Raw genomic sequence first — 18,439 nt, 5'->3', positions numbered from 1 at the left:
GTCATTCTGCTCCTGCAATCGGCGATGGCCTTGAACCTCAGCAGAAGGATGTCGTCTCGATTGGCTCACGTCCAACGGTCCTCCCGCCAGAGGCACTCCCCATCGGTACTACAGGAGCAGGGCACATGGCGGAGAAAACCCGATTCGTGCAAAAATTTGCAGGCTTCCCCCGGCTGCTGCCATTCCACCGCCAGAGTCCGCTTTGCAGCCACGGCGGTACGATGGGCGGCGCAGAGAAGTTGCAGCAAGGGAATGCCCGGATCTCCGCTGCCAATGGAAAGGACCACCGGAGCCGAGCCGGCGAGGGCACCACGCAATGCTTCAAAAAGGCCCGTCAGACCCTCCAGATCGATCTTCCCTGCGACACTCAGTTGCACCCTATTGTCTTCCAGGTTGCTTATCGACTCCGGCATGGTCTCCCCGTTCATTCTCTAAACCGCCCCGGCCAAACTCTGGGGCTCCATTTCGGGTATCGGCAGCACTCCCGGTTGAAGGCGCTGCTGGGTGCAGGTCGGAGACAGGCCGGAAGCGGTCTGCACCGACGTTTTGGTGCGCAACATCGCCACCGCCTGCTGCAGGGTGTCCGCCTGACTGGCCAATTCTTCGGCGGTGGTCGCCATCTCCTCGGAAGCACCGGCATTCTGCTGGATGACCTGATCGAGTTGCTGGATCGCCCGGCTGACCTGGTCGGCCCCCAGTTCCTGTTCCCGGCTGGCAGTGCTGATCTCCTGCACCAGTTCGGCAGTCTTCTGAATCGCGGGGACCACCGATTTCAGCAGGTTCCCAGCTTTCTCGGCTACATCGATGCTGGAAGCGGACAAGGTGCCGATATCGCGGGCCGCCAACTGGCTCCGTTCGGCCAGCTTACGCACCTCGGCGGCGACCACGGCAAACCCTTGGCCGTACTCGCCGGCCCGCGCTGCTTCAATGGCGGCATTGAGGGCCAACAGATTGGTCTGCCGGGCAATCTCCTCGATAATCATGATCTTGCCGGCGATTTCCTTCATTGCAGTCGTCGTTTCGGCAACTGCCACCCCCCCCTCGCCAGCATTCCGGGAGGCCTGGATGGCGAGGATTTCGGTCTCTCGGGCGTGTTCGGCGTTCTGGCGAATATTGGCGGCCATCTGCTCAATGGAAGAGGAAGCTTCCTCGGCGGCGGCGGCCTGCTCGGTGGCCCCGGAAGAAAGATCGGAAGAGGAGGAGGACAAGACCTGACTCCCCCTGGCGACCTGCTCCGCGACCAAGCGAATCTCGTCAACCAGATCACCGAGGCGTGCGTTGGTCAGTGCCAGGGGCTTGCGGGCCACCCCGCGAACGGCAAAGGTAAAGTCCCCCTTGGCCAGGCACTGGAATGCGGCAACGATTTCGTTTTTGAGGTTTTCGGCAAAACCATCGACTGCCTCGGCCATGCGACCCACCTCGTCCCGCCGGGAAAAGCCGAGCCGCACATCGAGGTTGCCGTGATTCAATTCACCGAGCATATCGATCACCTGCTGCAAAGGGCTGGAAATGCTGCGCGCCACCAGGAAGACCAGGACCAGAACCGAGAGAATTACCCCTGCGGTAACGGCACAGGTGATGCGGAAGACTTGTCCCAGAACGGCTTCCACATCATCGACGTAGAGACCAGCACCGATGATCCAACCCCATTCGGGGAGAACTTTGACATAGGAAAATTTCGGCACCGGCCGACCTACTCCGGGCTTGGGCCAGGAGTATTCTACAAACCCCTCGCCCTGCCGGTTGGCGACCTCGACCATCTGGACAAAAAGAGCATTCCCTAACGGATCGCAATATCCGGAAAGATCGGTTCCGTCCAGTTCGGGTCGCATGGGATGCATGATCATCCGCGGTTCAAGATCGTTGATCCAGAAGTAGTTGTCACCGTCGAAACGGGCCGCCTTCAGCGACGCACGCACCGCCTGCTGCGCCTCCGCCTGACTCAGATTTCCGGCCTTGGCCTGGTTGACGAAGTACTCCGCCCCATTCCAGGCGGCCTCGACAGTGTGGCGAATTTCTTCCTGTTTGCTGTGGAAGAGATTGTCCCGCAACTGGGTATAGACCCAGCCGATGGTCAAGGTGAAAATCAGAATGATAGCCACGCTCAAAAGATAGATCTTATGGGCCAGCTTCAGGTCCTTCATAATTGATCTCCTATCATTGCATGCCCCCGACCATCACATTCTTCATCAGGAGGTTTCGAGCTGCGACAGATCAAGATCTGTCCGATTGGAGTTTTGTCGTTAGCGTTGTGCTAATTAGTCACCCCTCATATCATTAACCATGCCAATCTCCCACCTCCCGGGATTCACACGGGCTGGGCTGGGATCCTCGACTCACCCTAACCACAGCAAACCGGTTTTCTCTGAGAAAGGCCACCGTGTTATAAATCTATTTCCAAGAGTACGGGGAAGGTCTTGGAACCGGTTGATCGCCGGGAACGGGCCCTTGCCGACCGACATCAAACGGCGGAGGTAGTGGCACAGGTGTATCCTGACACACTTGTGTGACGGCACATAAGTGTGTCAGGGCAGACAGGATTCAGAGGTCGGGAAGTTCAGCTTCGGCGAGCTTGCGGTAGAGGGTGCGACGGCTGATACCCAGGAGCCTTGCAGCCTTGGCCTTGTTTCCCCCGGCCCGCTGCAAGGCGTCCCGCAGGGCACCGGCATCCCCGTTCGAGGGTGGAGAGTCAGGTTCAGGCCGACTAAAAGAGCGGATTTCATCGGGCAGGTGGTTGCGTTGCAGGACGGCCCCCCGGCTGAGGATGAAGGCATGTTCCAGGGCATGTTCGAGTTCCCGGATGTTGCCAGGCCAGGGGTAACTGAAGAAGAGGCGCATGACTTCCTCCTCGACCCCGGTGACGGTGCGGTTCAACTTGCGATTGAAGCGGGCAAGGAACTGGTCGACCAGCAGCGGCAGGTCGTCCCGCCGGTCTCGCAGGGGAGGAAGGTCGACCACCACCACCTTGAGCCGGTAATAGAGATCTTCGCGAAATACACCAGCACGCACCTGGGCCGCCAGGTCCCGGTTGGTTGCTGCCACAATGCGCACATCGACCTTGATCGGCCGGGCATCGCCGACCCGTTCGAATTCCTTTTCCTGAAGAACCCGCAGCAGGCGAACCTGCATCCCCGGAGAAATATCCCCGATTTCATCAAGAAAGATTGTGCCGCCATCGGCCAGTTGGAACCGCCCGACCTTGTCCCGGATGGCGCCGGTGAAAGCTCCTTTGACATGACCGAAGAGTTCACTCTCGAGCAGGCTCTCGGTCAAGGCGGAGCAGTTCACCCGGACCAGGGGAGCATCCCGCCGCCCCCCGCAAAAGTGCAGGGCCTCGGCAACCAGTTCCTTGCCGGTGCCGCTCTCGCCGCTGATCAATACGGTCGAATCGACATCAGCCAGTATATCGACCAGGGCAAAGACCTTCTGCATGACCGGGCTCCTGCCGGTCAGGCGCCGCAGTTGGGTGCGCTCGCCGAGATTCTTCTCCAGGCTGTCGAGGCGGGTTTCATCGCACATGGTCAAAACGGCGCCGGCGAAATGTCCGCCCGGCCCCATCAGCGGCGTAGCGACCAGGGACAGAACCCGCACCGGCCGCCCGGACACCAAGCAGGTGACGCGATCCCGTTTGGTCATGCGCCGTTCTTTCAGGCACTTGCGCAGAACCTCCAGACAGATGTGGCACTCCCGGTTTTCGAGCCCCGCGAGGGAGGCTCCCACCGCCAGGCCGGTGAAACAGCAGAGGGACTGGGAGACGCGATTGGCAGCAAGAACCTTGAGCTGGAAATCGACGGTGACGAGGCCATCCCGGACGCTGTCGAAGATTGCTTCCAGGTTGATCCGGTAGCGCTCCTTCTCCTCTCGCAGCTCTTGCATCTCCAGGGCCATCCGGGTCACCCGCAGCAGGATGTCCCGGGTCACCGGCTTGGCGATATAGTCATAGGCGCCGAGCCGGACCGCCTCGGCGGCGGTAGCCAGGGATGGTGCGCCGGTGACCAGAATGACCGGACACTCCTGCCCCTGTCTGCGCAACTCGGCAAGAAGATCGAGGCCGGTCTTTTCTCCCAGCAGGATGTCGGCAAAAATCAGGTCGAAACGGTGTTCCTTCAGGATCGCCAGGGCTTCGCGGAAGCTTTCGGCGGTGTTGACCAGGTGGCCGGCATCCTTGAGGAAGGAGCTGAAGGTGAAGCGAAGACTCTCTTCGTCGTCGACGACCAGGATGGCAGCTTTTTTCATACCCTTACCTGTCTATTGCTGGGGAATGACCACGGGAAGATCGATGCGGACCCTGGTGAATTGCCCTTCGACACTCTCCAGTTTCACTGTGCCGCCATGATCGTTGATAATGCCATGGCTGATGCTCAGACCGAGCCCGGTCCCCTGCCCCACCGGCTTGGTGGTGACAAAGGGATTCATGACCCGGTCAATAACATCACTGGCAATACCGCAGCCAAAATCGGTGACGGTGATGCGGACCCGCTCCTGGTCAGATTCGATCAGCTTGACCTGGATGTCGAGGATTTTATCAGGGTCAGCGCCAGGGAATTTCACGTTGAGCGCATAGTGGGAGTTATTCAATATATTGAGAAAGACCTGGCGCAGCTGTCCGGAGCGACTCATCACCCGGGGTAGATTCGGGGCGATCTCCATGCGCACATTGATCTGCTCCCGGGTCATTTTGGCCACGCAGAGGGCGAGGGCTTCCTGGAGTTCACCAGCCACGTCAACGAGCTGTTTTGCCTCCCCCTGGGGACGGGCAAAGTCGAGCAGGCTGCGCACGATGGCGCTGATCCGTTCTCCTTCATGGATGATCCGCCCGGGAAGGTCGACTTCCCCCGCGGCGTCCTGGAGGCGGTCGGCGAGGATCTGGGCATAGTTGATGATACCGTTGATGGGGTTGTTGATCTCGTGGGCCACCCCGGCCGCCAGCTCTCCGAGGGAAGCGAGGTGGGCGGTGCGGATACTCAGCTCCTGGGCCCGGACGCGAGCGGTAATATCCTGGGCAAGCTCGATGACGTTGACTACCTGCCCCAATTCGCCGCGAATGGGGATCCCCCGGATATCCCAGATCCGCCCATCGGCGGTCTCGACCTCCCCCTGCTCCATCGATTTGCTGCGGAAAGCACGGTTGGGGGGGCAGTCCTCGCAGATCTCGGCGCGCTGGAAACAGATTTCGTAACAGGGGCGCCGGGCCTCTTCGGGGACCGGGGAGTCGGTCACATCGCTGCGATCGAGGTGATTGGACCAGACCACCCGCAAATGGGGATCGAGCAGCGTGATGCGATCGGGAATCCCTGTCAATAGCGCCTGGAATTCCTGATAGAGGCTGCGGTATCTGCGCTCACTGTTGCGCAGCAGCTCTTCAGCTTGCTTCTGTTTGAGGATCCGCCCCATACCGTCGAGCAGCAGGGTCAGCTGGTGCAGATCGGTCTCGTCGTAATCCTCGGCCTTGTTGGCGACTTCGAAGACCATCTGCAACTGGCCGTTGTCAAGCAGGGGGACGTTCATGACCCGCAGCAACGTCTCCCCTTCCTGGCCCACCGACCGGGCCCAGGGGAGAGGACCGGAATAATCGTTTTCGATGACCGGACGGCACTCCTGCACCACCTCACGCCAGCGGCCGACGGCATCGAGAGGAAACTCAGTTGGCTGGGTTGCCGCTCCCTCTTCGCCGCCGCCCGCTCCGGACCGGGCGTGAAGCACCAGGCGGGTCCCGCCAGGATCGAGAGAGAAGAGGTGGCCGAAGGCGCTGCCGGTCAAACGCACCCCCTGGGAGAGGATGAACCGATGCAGGACGTCCTTGGGCACATCCTCCATCTGTGCCAACCGATAAAGGGCTTCCGATCGCAACTTGTCAAGTTGCAGGGTGCGTTCCACCTGGCGACGACGGGTAATGTCGCGAATCATAACGATCGAAAAATCACCACCGCCGGTCAGAGCCAGGTCAACCCAGACCGTTTTGCCGTCCTTTCCCTGCAGGCGGCAATCCCGCCGCAGGGAGTCGAGCCGGCCGTTGCTCTGGCGGAAATAGTCCTGGTAAAGGGAGAGCCAGTCGTCCGGATGTACCACGTCGCACAGGCTGAAGTGGCAGAGCTCCGCCTCCTCTCGGCCGAGGAGCGCGCAGAAGGGTGGATTGGCGCTGAGCAGATGCCCCTCAGGGGAGACGGTACAGATGCCCGACGGGGCGTTCTGGACGATCGCCCGAAAGCGAACCTTGGTTTTTTCCAGGGCCTGCTCGGCCTGGCGCCGCTCCAGTTCGGCCGCCGCCCGGGCAGCAAAGATCGACAGCAGGTTCTCTGCCAGGGGAATTTCCGTCAGGGGCCGCTGGAAGAGCACCACCAGTACTCCCATCGGAATCCCTTCCTGGTCGTGCAGGGGAGCACCGAGATAGCCTTCGATCCCCATCTCCTTCAGCATCATGTCCCGGGGAAAATGCGCCCAGACCCGGGACGGGTAACTGCAGACGCCCCCTGAAAGGACGGTTTCGCAAGGAGTTCCAGCCAGTTCGTAGACGAAATTGTCGGACTCCTGCCCCTGAGCGAAGACGGCGATGGTACGGACCACCGGCGGGGAACCGGCCACCTCTCCCACCAGGGCGAAATCGGCCCCCAGGGTGGCCGCCAGATGGGCGGTGATCGAAGGGAAAAAGGTCTCGCCGGTCTGGGACGCCACCCCGCGAGCGATTTCCAGCACCAGTTCGTCACTGCGCTTGCGATCGGTGATATCGTCACTGATCGCAAGCAGATGACTGATCTGGCCGGCGGCGTCAAAGAGACCGAGGATGCGTGAATCGATGGTCAGCTGGCGACCATCGCCGGGATGGTGGTAGGGAGTTTCGACCGACCAGTAGTTCCCGGGCCGCGGCAGGGTCTCCTCCGTCTGGATCGATACCGGCAGCAGATTTCCATCGAAATCGTGCCGGGCGAGGGACTCCCGATCCAGGCCGAAGATCGTCTCCGCCGCGCGGTTCCAAAGCACCCAGGGATTCTTGCCGTCGGACGGATGCAACGCCCGGACACCGACAGCGAGGGGAATATTGTCGACAATATTTGCCAGCAGAAGCTCGGAGGAGCGCAGTTCCGCCGTCCGTTCACGGACGCGGATTTCAAGAGTCTCGTTGGCGCGGTGCAGCCTCTCCACCATCCTCGCAAAGGCCTCGGTGAGAAGCCCGATCTCGTCCTGTCGCCTGTGGGTGGATGGCATCTGCAGCTTCCCCCCGTCGGCAACCAGGGCCGCAGCATGGCTCAGTTCAACAATCGGCCATGCCATTATCGTACCGAAGAATCGGGCCAACAGAAAAGCCAGACAGAGGAGCATGCCGCCGCAGATCAGGTAAAGCATGACCACCTGGCGCAACGGGGCGAAAAGTTCCTTCCGGCTCTCACCCAGATCGATGCGCATCGGGAGCTGGTTGAGGGGCGGATGAAGGTGCAGGTAGCCGGAAAGAGAGAAAAGGTCGTTTCCCGGCAATTCACCGTGGCTGCCGAGAGAGGTCTTCTCTTCCAATGTCAGTTGGTGGAAAAGCTTGGGCGGAAGGACTTCCACGAAACCGGCGAATAGCCGGCCGATATCGATCTGTACGACCAGCGCCCCCTCTACCGTCCCGGTGGGGGCAAGGAGGACGGGATGAATCAGTTCCACCAGGAACCGGCCCCGCTCCCTCACCAGAGCGGCCTGCATCCCCTTGCCGGCCAGGGCCGCTTGCACGTGGGCTGAATTTTCCAGGGAGAGAGTCTCCGGGTGGCGCTGCCGGCTGGCCACCAATTCACCACGAAAATCGACCAGCAGCAGGGTTGCCGGCACCGTCAGGTGCGCCTCGAAATCCCCCAGGAAGGGGACCAGGTAGACATCCCGCCCGCTGGCATCGACCAGGCCGTTGGCCACGAAGGAACTCCGTGAAAGGCCCTCAATGTCCCGGATCACCTGATCCAGGGAGCTTTCGAGACGTTCCACCAGGGTTTTCACCTGGCTTTCCAGGTCGGCGGCCAGACTTCGCTCCAGCAGGCCGGACAAGGCGGTATAGCTGGAACCGCCCACCACCGCCAGCATGAAGGTGGCGCCTAGCAGGATCGACAGGGTCAGCCGATTGGCGAGACTGGCCGAGAACCATCGGCTCAGCTTGGTCAATAGTGCCCTGAAACGGTAGAACATAACGCATATTCCCGGGAAAGGTTTCAGCGACCGATCGGGACAATGGCCTGATCATTCCGATCGTAAGCGGCCATGAAGACGTCGGACCGGTCCAGGGCATCGTGGCGGTCGGGAGCAAAGGGGCGGGAAAAGTGACGGACCAACCCCTGGTAGTTACGGACCTGTTCCAGCGCCGCCCGCACCGCGGGCCGGTCGGTGGTACCGGCCCGGTCGATCGCCCTAGCCAGAAGATGGGTCAGATCGTAGGCATGAGCCAATCCGACCGGGGAAGGAATCTGCCTCGCGCCAACCCCCATGAGACCTTCGGCGGCGCGCAGTACCCGCCGTGCTACCGGGTCAGTGGCCCCGACAAAGGAATAGGTTTGCACCACCGCCAGATCCACCTCGGCCAGGCTGGTACCCGCCAGTTTTGGGAAGGTGCCGCCGGTGATGCCCCAATGACAGAGCAGGGGGATCCGTTTCGGGGCGGGGAGTGCCGCCATTTCCCTGACCAGTACCGCTGCGGTCTCGACGTTGGTGACCATGATGACTGCCTCGGCCCCGGCCCGGCACAACTCCAGGTAACGGTCGATCAACGAGGTATCCTGCCAGTTGAACCATGTCTGGCCGACGATCCGGAGCCCCTGCGACTCGCCCTGCAAATGGCGCTCGGCAGCCGCCAGACTGCTTCTCCCCCAACTGGTATTGAGCAGCAACAGGCCGACCCGACGAAGACCGCGGGCTCGGGCATGCTCAAGCATGACCGGCATGGCGTCGTTGTCCTTGAGAGAAAGGCGAAAGACGTAATTGGGATGGTAACCATTTTCAACCACCCCATCGGCCGCCGCCCAGGGATCGAGGAGGATCAGGTGCTGTTGGTGTATCAGGGGGAGCGCAGCGACAATCGGCGGACTGAAACGGCCGCAGAAGACCGCAACGAGGTCGGGCATGGCGGCCAGTTCTTCCATATTGACCAGGCTGCGGGCCGGGACCGAATTGTTGGCCCGTTCGACCAGCTTCAGAGGCCGGCCGCCGAGTACACCGCCTTGATGGTTGATTTCTGCGATGGCGATCTGTACGCCGTAGCTGATCGCTTCGGCGGAAGTACTGTCACGGTAGCCGAATTCTGCGTCTATCCCGATGTAGACCGGTTGCGCCGAGGGGAGAGCGGACGGCTCGGCGGCCAAAGCGGCAGGCCCCGACCAGAGCAGCGACGACCAGAAAAAAAGATGGCAGACGACTTGTTTCAAGGATTATGCCTCCTCTCCTGCTCCTACCGGCCCGGCATAACGCAATGGCAGGGCGTCCACCCGGCACGGAACGCCGGGCCCGGTACGATCATTCCGCAACAATCTAACCCGACCGCCGGCAATTGCCAAGCGCGAAGGTGAGCGCGAAGGTGAGGGAGAGGCTTTCCATCTGGCGCGGGTTATGGTAGCTTTTCAGCGTATTTTGCGAGGAGGGTGCGCTTTGATGTTGCGAATTCATGTCTTTATTTTCATGGCTGTGCTGATCGTCGGCCAGGCACTGCCGGCCGCGGCCGCCACCAGCCAGCGCCAGTGGATGCAGAGCCTGGTCGAAGCCCTCGGCTGGTCCTACGGGCTCCCCGACGAACCGACGGATGAAGATTATCGTACCATCCTGCAGGGTGACCGCTCGTTCCACTTCGAGGCCGAGGATATCTTCAACACCGAGGATGTCGTCGCGGTCAGCAATCTGCAAAACTTCGGTCCCTTCAGCGGGCGGGGCTGGCTCGCCGGCATTTCGACACCGACTACGGTCCACCTGCAATTTCTCCTCCCCCTCGCCGGGAACTATCGTCTCCAGGCCGGTCTCATCAACGCCGGCCACCAGTTCATCCTCGACGACTACCACTTCACCGGGGATGGCACCCGGCGGCTCGAACTGGTCGAACTTGGGGAATACGCCCTCCCGGCCGGCCCGCAACTGCTGGAAGATCTGATGCCGCCCAACGGGGGGATCGACGACCTTATCCTGACGGCCCCACCGCTGACGCCAATTCGCCCCCTTGCCGGCTGGGACCCCCAGGCCGCCCTGACCATGGACGACCTGGCCGTAACGGCGATCCGGCTCCTCGGCATGGAGCCCTTCCTCCCGCCGGGGAATCTCGACCTGACCGTCGAGGCCGAGCAGGCGTCGAGTCTGGATGGCGCCCGCCCAACCGACCAGCGCTTTCTCGGGCCACCCAGCGCGGGAAGCTGGGTGCGGGCCGGCGCCGAACCCGCCAGGGTCAGCATCGACTTCGACCTCCCCCGCTCTGCCGTCTATCACCTCTCCCTGCGTGCCGTCGGCCCGGGCCGACTGACCGGGATCCTCGACCAGCGCGAGGAACTCGCCTGCAGCGCCGACCCCTTCCTGAGCGACCAGCCCGTCGGCAGCTTTTACCTTGCCGCCGGCAGCCATCACCTGGAGCTCCTCCTCCCGCCGCGCGGCGGCATTGACGCCGTGAAGCTGCGCGCTGCGGTTACGGACGGGGCCGCCTACCGCCGCCTCGCCGGGCTTGCCGGGGCCGGTAACGAGCCGACGTCGGGGCAGATCGACCGCCTGCTGCGCCTGCTTGCCGCCATCGGCAGCGACCGCTAGATGGCGCTGGGCCTGCCCGTCCTGCTGGCAGCCTACGCCAGCGGCCTGCTCGCCGCTCCCTACCTCTTTCCTGCCCCCTGGTTCCCTTTCCTGCCGCTGCTCGCCGGCGGCCTTTGGCTGGCGTGGCCGCAGCGCCGCCTGGCGCCTCTGCTCCTCCTTCTCTGTTTTTCCTGCCTGGGGCTGGTTCGCTACCAGCTTCAGCTCCAGTCACCAACCGGCAGCGGACATGTCGCTGCCTGGGTCGGCGAGAAGCCACTGCGGGTTACCGGTCGGGTCGAGCGGGTCATGTCGCGCCCGGAGCAGCGCAGCGTTATCGACCTTGAGGCGCACACCCTGACCGTGGCCGGACAGAGCCGTACGGTCCGGGGGATAGTGCGGATTTTTCTCGACTCGCCGCCCGAAGCGGCGGCCCCCGGTCGCGAAGTCAGCCTCTGGACCCGGTTACGGAAGCCACGCGACTTCGGCACTCCCGGCGAATTCGCCTATCGTCGCCACCTCGCCCGCGAAGGGATTTTTGTTACCGCCTATCTGCCGGGAAGTGAAGGACTCGCCGTCCTGGCGGGCGACCGGCCCGACCTCAGCGCCACCATCGCGCGCTGGCGGCTGGCCGCAGCAGCATTTATGGACAGTTACCTCCCCCCTGAAGAGGGGATTCTGGCACGGGCGCTGCTGATTGGCGACCAGGGGGGATTCTCCGCCGAACTCCGCGAGCGCCTCGCCGCCTGCGGCCTCTCTCACCTCTTTGCCATTTCCGGGATGCACCTCGGCTTTCTCGCCGGTTTTCTCTACCTCGCTGCACGCGCCTTCTACCGGCGCAGCAGTCGCCTGCTGCTCTGGGCCCCGCCGCGCCGCGTACTCCCCCTTGCCCTGTTGCCGCTGCTCGGCTTCTACCTGGTAATGAGCGGTGGCGCGCTTGCCACCAGCCGGGCTTTTCTGATCGCCGTTGGCGCAGCCCTCTACCTGGCACTCTCCCGCACCCTCGCCCCGCTGCGGACCCTCGCCGCAGCAGCCATGATCCTGCTGCTCCTCGATCCACTCGCCATCTTCGAACCAGGCTTTCAGCTCTCCTTTGCCGGCGCCGCCGGCCTCCTGGTTCTGCTCCCCCCCTGGCAAGAGCGGCTTCGCAGCTGGTCTCGTCCCTGGCGCTGGGGGGCCACGCTCTTTTTGGCGAGCCTGGCGGCGACCCTCGCCACCTTGCCGCTGGCGGTCGCCCACTTCTATCGCTTCGCTCCGGTCGCCCCGATCTCCAACCTGCTGGCGGTACCCTTGATCGCCCTGGTCGCCCTCCCCTGCGGGCTCGCCGCATTGCTGCTTGCCCCCCTGGCCCTGCCCCCCGCCGTCGGGCTTCTTAAACTGAGTGGGCTGGCGACGAGCCTGGCACTCAGCGCCGGTGAAGCCCTGGCCGGCCTGCCATGGCTCTCGGGGCGGGTCTGGTACCCGACCCCGGCCACCCTCGTCGGCATCAGCCTCCTCGTGATTGCCGTGGGACTCGCCGGTCACTCCCGCCGCTGGCGCCGGAGCGCCTTTCTGGTGGCGGCAGCAGGAATTCTGGTCTGGTCCTGGCCGGTCTCCGCACCCGGCGGAATGCGCCTCACCGCCCTAAGTGTCGGTCAGAGCGAAGCCTTGCTCCTCACTCTCCCCGGCGGGGAGAACCTCCTGATTGATGGGGGCGGCAGCCGCGATCCGCACATCGATATCGGCAAACGCCTGGTTGCCCCGGCCCTTGCCCGGCTCGGGGTTCAGCACCTGGATGCAGTCCTCCTCACCCATCCCCACCCCGATCACAGTGGCGGACTGCAGGAGGTCCTCGCCACCTTTCCCGTCGCCGAACTGTGGGCCGGCCCCGGGCCGGAAGACCTGCCGGCCCCCTTGGCCCGCCTTGCCGCCGAGCGACAGATTCCGCGCCGGCGGTTTGCTCCGGGCTGGCAGCAGCTCGCAACCGCCCCGGGTCTGGAACTCGACCTTTATTGCCCTCCCGCCGAGGTTGCCTCGGCCAATGACCGCTCACTGGTCCTCTATGCCCGGCAGGGGAAGCGCGGCCTGCTGCTGACGGGGGATCTCGGGGCGGCAGGAATCCGGCGCCTCCTATCCGAGCCGCTGCCAGGCCCAGTCGATCTGCTGAAAATTCCCCACCATGGCAGTCGCCACTCGGCCCCGGAGCTGTTGATGCAGACCCTGCATCCCGCCCAGGCCCTGGTTTCGGTTGGCGCCGGCAACAGCTACCGGTTCCCCGATCCGGTCGTCCTCGCTGCCCTTGAGCGGAACGGGACGACGCTCTGGCGAACCGATCGCGATGGGACGGTTCGTTTCCTCGCCCTGGAGGACGGCTGGCAGCCGCAACGTTGGCAAAGAGGGCTTTTCCGTTGACAGAACTAGGGGATTTTGCTAGCTATGGACTTCTTTCCCGGGAGCGTGCCCAGATGAGCGAATCGACCATCCTGGTTGTCGATGACGAACTTTTTTTCCGCCGCCTTTTTGCCGAAATTCTCGGGGACGAAGGGTACCGTGTGGAGACCGTCGCTTCCGGCGATGAAGCACTCAACCGGATTCGGAGCGGCGGTGTCGCCATCGTACTGACCGACATGGTCATGCCCGGGCTGGACGGCCTCGAACTGCTGCGCCTCTCGCGCAGCGTCGACAACCCGCCCGAGGTCATCCTCGCGACCGGTCACGCGACCCTCGAAACCGCGATCCAGGCGCTCAAAAGCGGGGCCCGGGATTACCTGGTCAAACCCTTCAACCCCGAAGAGTTGCGCCACCTGGTCCGGACCTGCCTTGAGCAGCGCCGCCTGCTCGATGAAAATTCCCTGCTCAAAAGCCAAATCCGCCTCTTCCAGAAGGGGCAGAACCTGGCCTCCATGCTTGAAATCAACCGCCTTATTCCCCAGGCGGTTTCGACCATGCTGCAGGAAATCGGCAGCGGCCGCGGCTTCGGTTTTTTGACCGGCAAGGAGAGTGTCTCCCGCCTGATCGGTGCGGAAACCATCGACCCGGAATCCGCCCAGGCCCTTGCCAGTGCCCTGCTGAAGCCGCTCAAGGAAGCCACCGGCCTGGTTACCCTTGCGGCCGAGTCTCTCGGCGGAGAGGTTCTCCCCGGGCTGAAGAGTGTCCTGCTGCTGCCGCTGCGCTGCCAGAACAGCACCAAGGGCGCCCTGGTGCTGTGCAATCCCCCCGAACACGACTTCCTCGACATCCCCCGCGACAGCCTCCTCTTTCTCGCCGAGCAGACCGCCCTCGGCTTCGAGAATGCCTTTCGCTACCAGGGCGCCCGGGAGTTGATGTACACCGATGACCTGACCGGGCTCTACAACCATCGCTACCTGCACATGGCCATTGACCAGGAGATCCGCCGGGCCGGTCGCTACGGGCTGGAGTTTGCCCTGGTCTTTATCGATCTCGATTATTTCAAGAACATCAATGACAGCCACGGACACCTTGCCGGCTCCAAGACTCTCAAGGAAGTCGCCATGCTGCTGCGCAAGGCTGTTCGCGAGGTCGACAGCCTCTTCCGCTATGGCGGGGACGAGTTCACGGCCCTGCTGGTCGAGACCGATTCCCGGGGCGCGGCGGTGGTGGCCGAGCGCATGCGGCGCCAGATCGAGCAGCACACCTTCCTGGTTGAGGAGGGGATCAACACCCGCCTGACCGCCACCGTCGGCTTTGCCTGTTTTCCGGAACATGCCGAACGGAAAAAGGAGATCATCGACCGGGCCGACCGGGCGATGTACGCCGGCAAAAAGGTTCGCAACGTCTCTCGCTGCGCGGGGGAGTTTGAGGGCCCATGAGCCGCGGCAGTTCCTGGCAGACGGCCCTGGCCGGCCTCGCCATGCTGGTTATTCTCTCCCTCTTCCCGAATGTGGCGCTGGCTCTTGAGAGTGGCGGGGATGGCCTCGTCGAGCGCTACCGGGAAGCGTTGCGCGTCGATCCGGACAACCTGCCACTCCACTATTTTCTTGGCATGGCGCTCCTCTTGGCCGGCGACAATCAGGGGGCCGTCGCCGAATTCCGCCTGGCTTATCCTGCCTTTACCGACTCCGTCGAAATGCATTACAACCTCGGGCTCGCCTATGCCCGACTCGGCGATCTCGACAGCGCCCAGCTCTATTTCGATCAGGCCGAGAGTCTCGGCGCCCTCGATGAACCGGAAGTCTATCCCCTCGCCAATGCCTATTACAATCTGGCCCTGGCCTACCTCGAAAAGGAGAACCTCGACGAGGCCCGCCGCCTTTTGTCCAAGGTCCTGGCGCTGGCCCCCGATCGCCTCGAAATCCATCGGCTGATCGGCGACTCTCTGGCACGCAGCGGCCAGATCGATGCAGCTCTGGAAGAGTTTTCCCGCTATCTCGACCACTACCCCTCCGACACCAGCGCCCGCGAATATGTCTACGCGCTCCACTTCAACCGTGGCCTGAAAGCCCTCGAACTGAACGACCTCGCTGCCGCCCGCAGCGCTTTCAGCAACGCGCTGGCGGCGGCGCCCGATAGTCCGGTGGCGCTCTATTACCTCGGAACCATCGCCTACCGCAGCGGCGATTACGCCGGGGCGATCGAGATTCTCGGCCCGATCTACGCCGAGGCCCCAGCCGAATTACGCTCCAGTACCCACTCGATGCTCTACAACAGTGCGCTGACCCTCCTCGAAAGAAAGTCCTACGCTGCGGCGAGGCAGGCGGCCAAGGCGCTGGTCGCCACCCCCGATGCCACCGCCAAGGATTATTACCTCGCCGGCAACATCGATCTGGCCCTGAAGGAGTTCGCCCCGGCTGCGACCAACTACCGCCGGGTACTCGCTCTCGAGCCGACCCACCGCGGAGCGACTGTCAACCTGGTCGCTGCGCAGAACGGAGCGGCCGATGCGGCCTTTGCGGAGGGGCGGCGGCTCTATGGTGACCAGGATTACCGTGGCGCCCTCGACTACTTCGAGCAGGCGCTGGCCATGGTCTCCGGCGACCCGCGTGCGCTCGCCTTCGCAGCCAAGGCGCGCGCAGCCCTCGCCCGGCAGGCCGAGGAGCATTTCGCCGCGGCACGTTCCGCTCTGGCGGCCGGCAATCCGCGCCTGGCGCTGGAAGAGGCGACCAGAGGGCTCGCCGCCGATCCGGCGGCCGCAGCCGGCAACGACCTGAAGCAACAGGCCCTCGATCGCCTGTCGCAGGAAATCAGCGGCGGCCTGGAAGAGGGGCAACGGCTGGCCGCGGCCGGAGATCTGGCGGCAGCGACTGCGGCCTATCGCCGGGTCCTGGAACTCGCCCCGGGGGAGCCCCGGGCGCAGGCCGGCCTTGACGCGGTGGCCGCCCAATCCCGGGAAGCTGCCCTTGAAGCGATCGCGCGCCAGGGTCAGGCCCTTGACGAGGGACGTCTCGACGACGCCGCCGCGGCACTCGCTCTGGCGAAATCTTTCGCCCCCAATCTGGCCGAGGTGGAGGTTGCCGAAAAACGCCTCGAAAGCATGGTCAACACCCTGGTTGCCGAAGAACTCCTCTGGGGGCGTCGCGCCCACAGCGCCGGGCAACTGGCCGAGGCCCGGGAACATTTCAACAACGCCCTCGCTCTAAAGGATTCACCGGAAGTTCGGCAGGAGCTGTCCAGCCTCGCGGCCGCCAGCGCCGACAAGGCCGCCAGCCTGCTCGACTCCGCCCGGCAGGCGACGGCGGCGCACAATTTCAAGCGTGCCCGCATCCTCTACGACCGGTTGCTCGCCCTGGTTCCCGACCATGCCGAGGCGCGCCGCGAGCAGGGGGAACTGGAAAACGCCGTCGACCGCTTCGTCGTCGCGAATCTGGTCAAGGCCAAGGAGGCTCTCGCTGCCGGGAATCTGGAGGGAGCGCTCGCCAGTTACCGCAAGGTGCTGGACATCGATCCGGCCAACCCCCAGGCCCTGACCGGTCTGGAAGCCGGTCGCAAGCAGCTGGCCGGCCGCCTCGCCGACCTGGTGCGCGACGGAAACCGCGCCCTCGGCGACGGGCACTTCAGCGAAGCGGCTGCGACCTTCCGCCAGGCTCTCGCCATCGACCCCTACCAGGCGGAGGCCCGTGGCGCCCTGAAGCGAATCGACCAGCTGCGCCTCTCCGGGGTCAATCCCGGCGACGAGCAGGCCCTTTACCTGCAGGGAATCGAGTTCTACACCCGCGGCAGATACCGGGAGGCGATCGATGCCTGGCAGAAGGTTCTCGCCCTCGATCCGGGACATGAGAAGTCGCGGATGAACATTGAAAAGGCGCAGCGCAAGCTGCAGCGCATCGAGGAGTTCCGGGGTGGCTGAACGGATTGCCGTTTTTGCCAGCCTGCGCTTCAAGTTCGCGCTGCTGCTGGCCCTCTTCAGCGGGGCCCTGATGCTGGCGGTGATGCTCCTCATGGAGCAGAACATCCGCTCGTCCCTGGTGCGGGAGAATATCGAGAAGGGGCTGGGGATCGCCCGCGGCGTCGCCTTCAACGCCGAGGACCCGCTCCTCACCGGCGATGACCTCTATCTCTTCTCCGCCGTCAAAAATGCGGTGCGCGGCTCCGGCATCGAATACGCCTTGATCGTCGACCGCAAGGGGCGGATTCGTGCCGCCGCCGACATGGCACGGGTCGGCACCGACTTTACCCTCCCCGGCGAGGCCCGGCTGCTGCCAGTGGAGGGGAGCTACGTCGTCCGGCGCGTCGGCAACGGCGCCGGCCTCCTCGATCTCGAAGTACCGATCTACTCGGTCGCGGACCGGCCGGTCCGACTCGGCGATATCCACCTCGGGCTCTCCGAAGCCCTGGTCGCTGCCGAAATCGAGGCGATGCGCCAGCGCCTCGGCGTGCTTGCCGGCGTTGCCCTGGTCCTCGGCAGCCTCGCCGCCTACCTCCTCGCCGGTGTCAGCCTGCGCCCGGTCCACGCCCTGGTGCGCGGGGTCCGGGCCATCGGCGGCGGCAACCTGGAACAGCACCTCGACCTGAAGCGCAACGATGAACTCGGCGTCCTCACCGACGCTTTTAACGAAATGGCGAGCAGCCTGCGCGAAAAGGAATTCATCAAGAACACCTTTGAGCGCTATGTCAGCAAGCCGCTGGCGGAGACCATTCTGCGCCATCGCGACGATCTCAAGCTCGGCGGTGAAGAGAAGGAGGTCACCATCCTCTTCTGTGACATCCGCCGCTTTACCTCGCTGGCCGAACGGCTGCCGCCGGCCCAGGTCGTGGAGCTGCTCAACGACTACTTCACCCTGATGATCCAGCTCGTCATCGACCACGAAGGGATGGTCGACAAGCTGATGGGCGACTCCGTCATGGCGCTTTTCGGCGCCCCTCTCTCCCTCGGCAACGATCCGTTGCGCGCTGTTCACTGCGCCATTGAAATGCAGCGGGCAGTCAAGAACTTCAACCAGGAGCGCGCAGCCCAGGATCTCCCGCCCCTCGAAATGGGGATCGGCATCAACACCGGACCGGTCATCGCCGGCAACATCGGGTCGGCGACGCGCATGGAATATACGGTCATCGGCGACAGCGTCAATATTGCCGCGCGGCTCCAGGGTCTCGCCAGACCGGGAGAGATTCTCGTCTCGGAAGGGACCTACCGGACGATCCGCGAGCAGCTGGTGGCGGAGGCGCTGCCACCCATCGAGCTGAAGGGAAAACGGATTCCGGTCGGCGTCTACCGGGTGGAGAGCCTCCGCCCCGGCTGAGCACTGCGTTCACCGCCGTCACGTCCCACTTAATTTGAATTATTTTTTTGAAAGGC

The 18,439-nt window shown here is 63.7% G+C and carries 10 protein-coding genes; 5 read left to right on the top strand and 5 right to left on the bottom strand.

Translation table 11 applies throughout. From position 1 onward, the window contains the following. Positions 1–65 precede the first annotated feature (65 nt). The 5 genes from DBW_RS06720 to DBW_RS06700 form a co-directional block, all read right to left on the bottom strand. The gene (locus DBW_RS06720; RefSeq protein WP_157471812.1) at positions 66–413 is read right to left on the bottom strand and encodes an STAS domain-containing protein; all 348 of its coding nucleotides are present in this window, start codon (positions 411–413) and stop codon (positions 66–68) included. 18 nt (positions 414–431) lie between these two features. Continuing rightward, the gene (locus DBW_RS06715; RefSeq protein ID WP_066726059.1) at positions 432–2,144 is read right to left on the bottom strand and encodes a methyl-accepting chemotaxis protein; all 1,713 of its coding nucleotides are present in this window, start codon (positions 2,142–2,144) and stop codon (positions 432–434) included. Positions 2,145–2,541: 397 nt separating this feature from the next. Beyond that, positions 2,542–4,236 (bottom strand): sigma-54 dependent transcriptional regulator, encoded by a 1,695-nt coding sequence (locus DBW_RS06710; protein WP_066726056.1) that lies wholly within the window; start codon positions 4,234–4,236, stop codon positions 2,542–2,544. Positions 4,237–4,248: 12 nt separating this feature from the next. Next, on the bottom strand, positions 4,249–8,151 hold the full coding sequence (locus tag DBW_RS06705; protein ID WP_066726053.1) for a PAS domain S-box protein: 3,903 nt from the start codon (positions 8,149–8,151) through the stop codon (positions 4,249–4,251). A 23-nt stretch (positions 8,152–8,174) separates the two neighbouring features. Continuing rightward, on the bottom strand, positions 8,175–9,380 hold the full coding sequence (locus tag DBW_RS06700) for an ABC transporter substrate-binding protein (RefSeq protein WP_197463741.1): 1,206 nt from the start codon (positions 9,378–9,380) through the stop codon (positions 8,175–8,177). 220 nt (positions 9,381–9,600) lie between these two features. Between DBW_RS06700 and DBW_RS06695 the strand changes: the two genes are divergently transcribed. From DBW_RS06695 to DBW_RS06675, 5 genes are read left to right on the top strand one after another with little or no spacing between them, the layout of a single operon-like run. Further along, a complete protein-coding gene (locus DBW_RS06695; RefSeq protein ID WP_157471810.1) occupies positions 9,601–10,734 on the top strand; it encodes a hypothetical protein in 1,134 nt (377 codons plus the stop codon). Next, a complete protein-coding gene (locus tag DBW_RS06690; protein WP_066726047.1) occupies positions 10,735–13,101 on the top strand; it encodes a DNA internalization-related competence protein ComEC/Rec2 in 2,367 nt (788 codons plus the stop codon). It begins immediately after the preceding gene. 53 nt (positions 13,102–13,154) lie between these two features. Beyond that, the gene (locus DBW_RS06685) at positions 13,155–14,519 is read left to right on the top strand and encodes a GGDEF domain-containing response regulator (protein ID WP_066726045.1); all 1,365 of its coding nucleotides are present in this window, start codon (positions 13,155–13,157) and stop codon (positions 14,517–14,519) included. After that, positions 14,516–16,993, top strand: a complete 2,478-nt coding sequence (locus DBW_RS06680; protein ID WP_066726042.1) for a tetratricopeptide repeat protein — start codon at positions 14,516–14,518, stop codon at positions 16,991–16,993. Before DBW_RS06685 ends, DBW_RS06680 begins: the two co-directional genes overlap by 4 nt. After that, complete coding sequence (locus DBW_RS06675; RefSeq protein WP_066726039.1) at positions 16,986–18,383, top strand: adenylate/guanylate cyclase domain-containing protein; 1,398 nt, start codon at positions 16,986–16,988, stop codon at positions 18,381–18,383. The genes DBW_RS06680 and DBW_RS06675 overlap by 8 nt, the downstream gene beginning before the upstream one ends. Positions 18,384–18,439: the final 56 nt, after the last annotated feature.

It is taken from the genome of Desulfuromonas sp. DDH964 (assembly GCF_001611275.1).
GTDB lineage: Bacteria > Desulfobacterota > Desulfuromonadia > Desulfuromonadales > DDH964 > DDH964.
The sequence above is the reverse complement of the archived record's forward strand: the minus strand, read 5'-3'. Positions and strand labels throughout refer to the sequence as shown.

Coding starts and splice junctions, on each gene's coding strand:
- DBW_RS06720 (WP_157471812.1), bottom strand. CDS start 413: ATGCCGGAGTCGATAAGCAACCTGGAAGACAATAGGGTGCAACTGAGT.
- DBW_RS06715 (WP_066726059.1), bottom strand. CDS start 2,144: ATGAAGGACCTGAAGCTGGCCCATAAGATCTATCTTTTGAGCGTGGCT.
- DBW_RS06710 (WP_066726056.1), bottom strand. CDS start 4,236: ATGAAAAAAGCTGCCATCCTGGTCGTCGACGACGAAGAGAGTCTTCGC.
- DBW_RS06705 (WP_066726053.1), bottom strand. CDS start 8,151: ATGTTCTACCGTTTCAGGGCACTATTGACCAAGCTGAGCCGATGGTTC.
- DBW_RS06690 (WP_066726047.1), top strand. CDS start 10,735: ATGGCGCTGGGCCTGCCCGTCCTGCTGGCAGCCTACGCCAGCGGCCTG.
- DBW_RS06685 (WP_066726045.1), top strand. CDS start 13,155: ATGAGCGAATCGACCATCCTGGTTGTCGATGACGAACTTTTTTTCCGC.
- DBW_RS06680 (WP_066726042.1), top strand. CDS start 14,516: ATGAGCCGCGGCAGTTCCTGGCAGACGGCCCTGGCCGGCCTCGCCATG.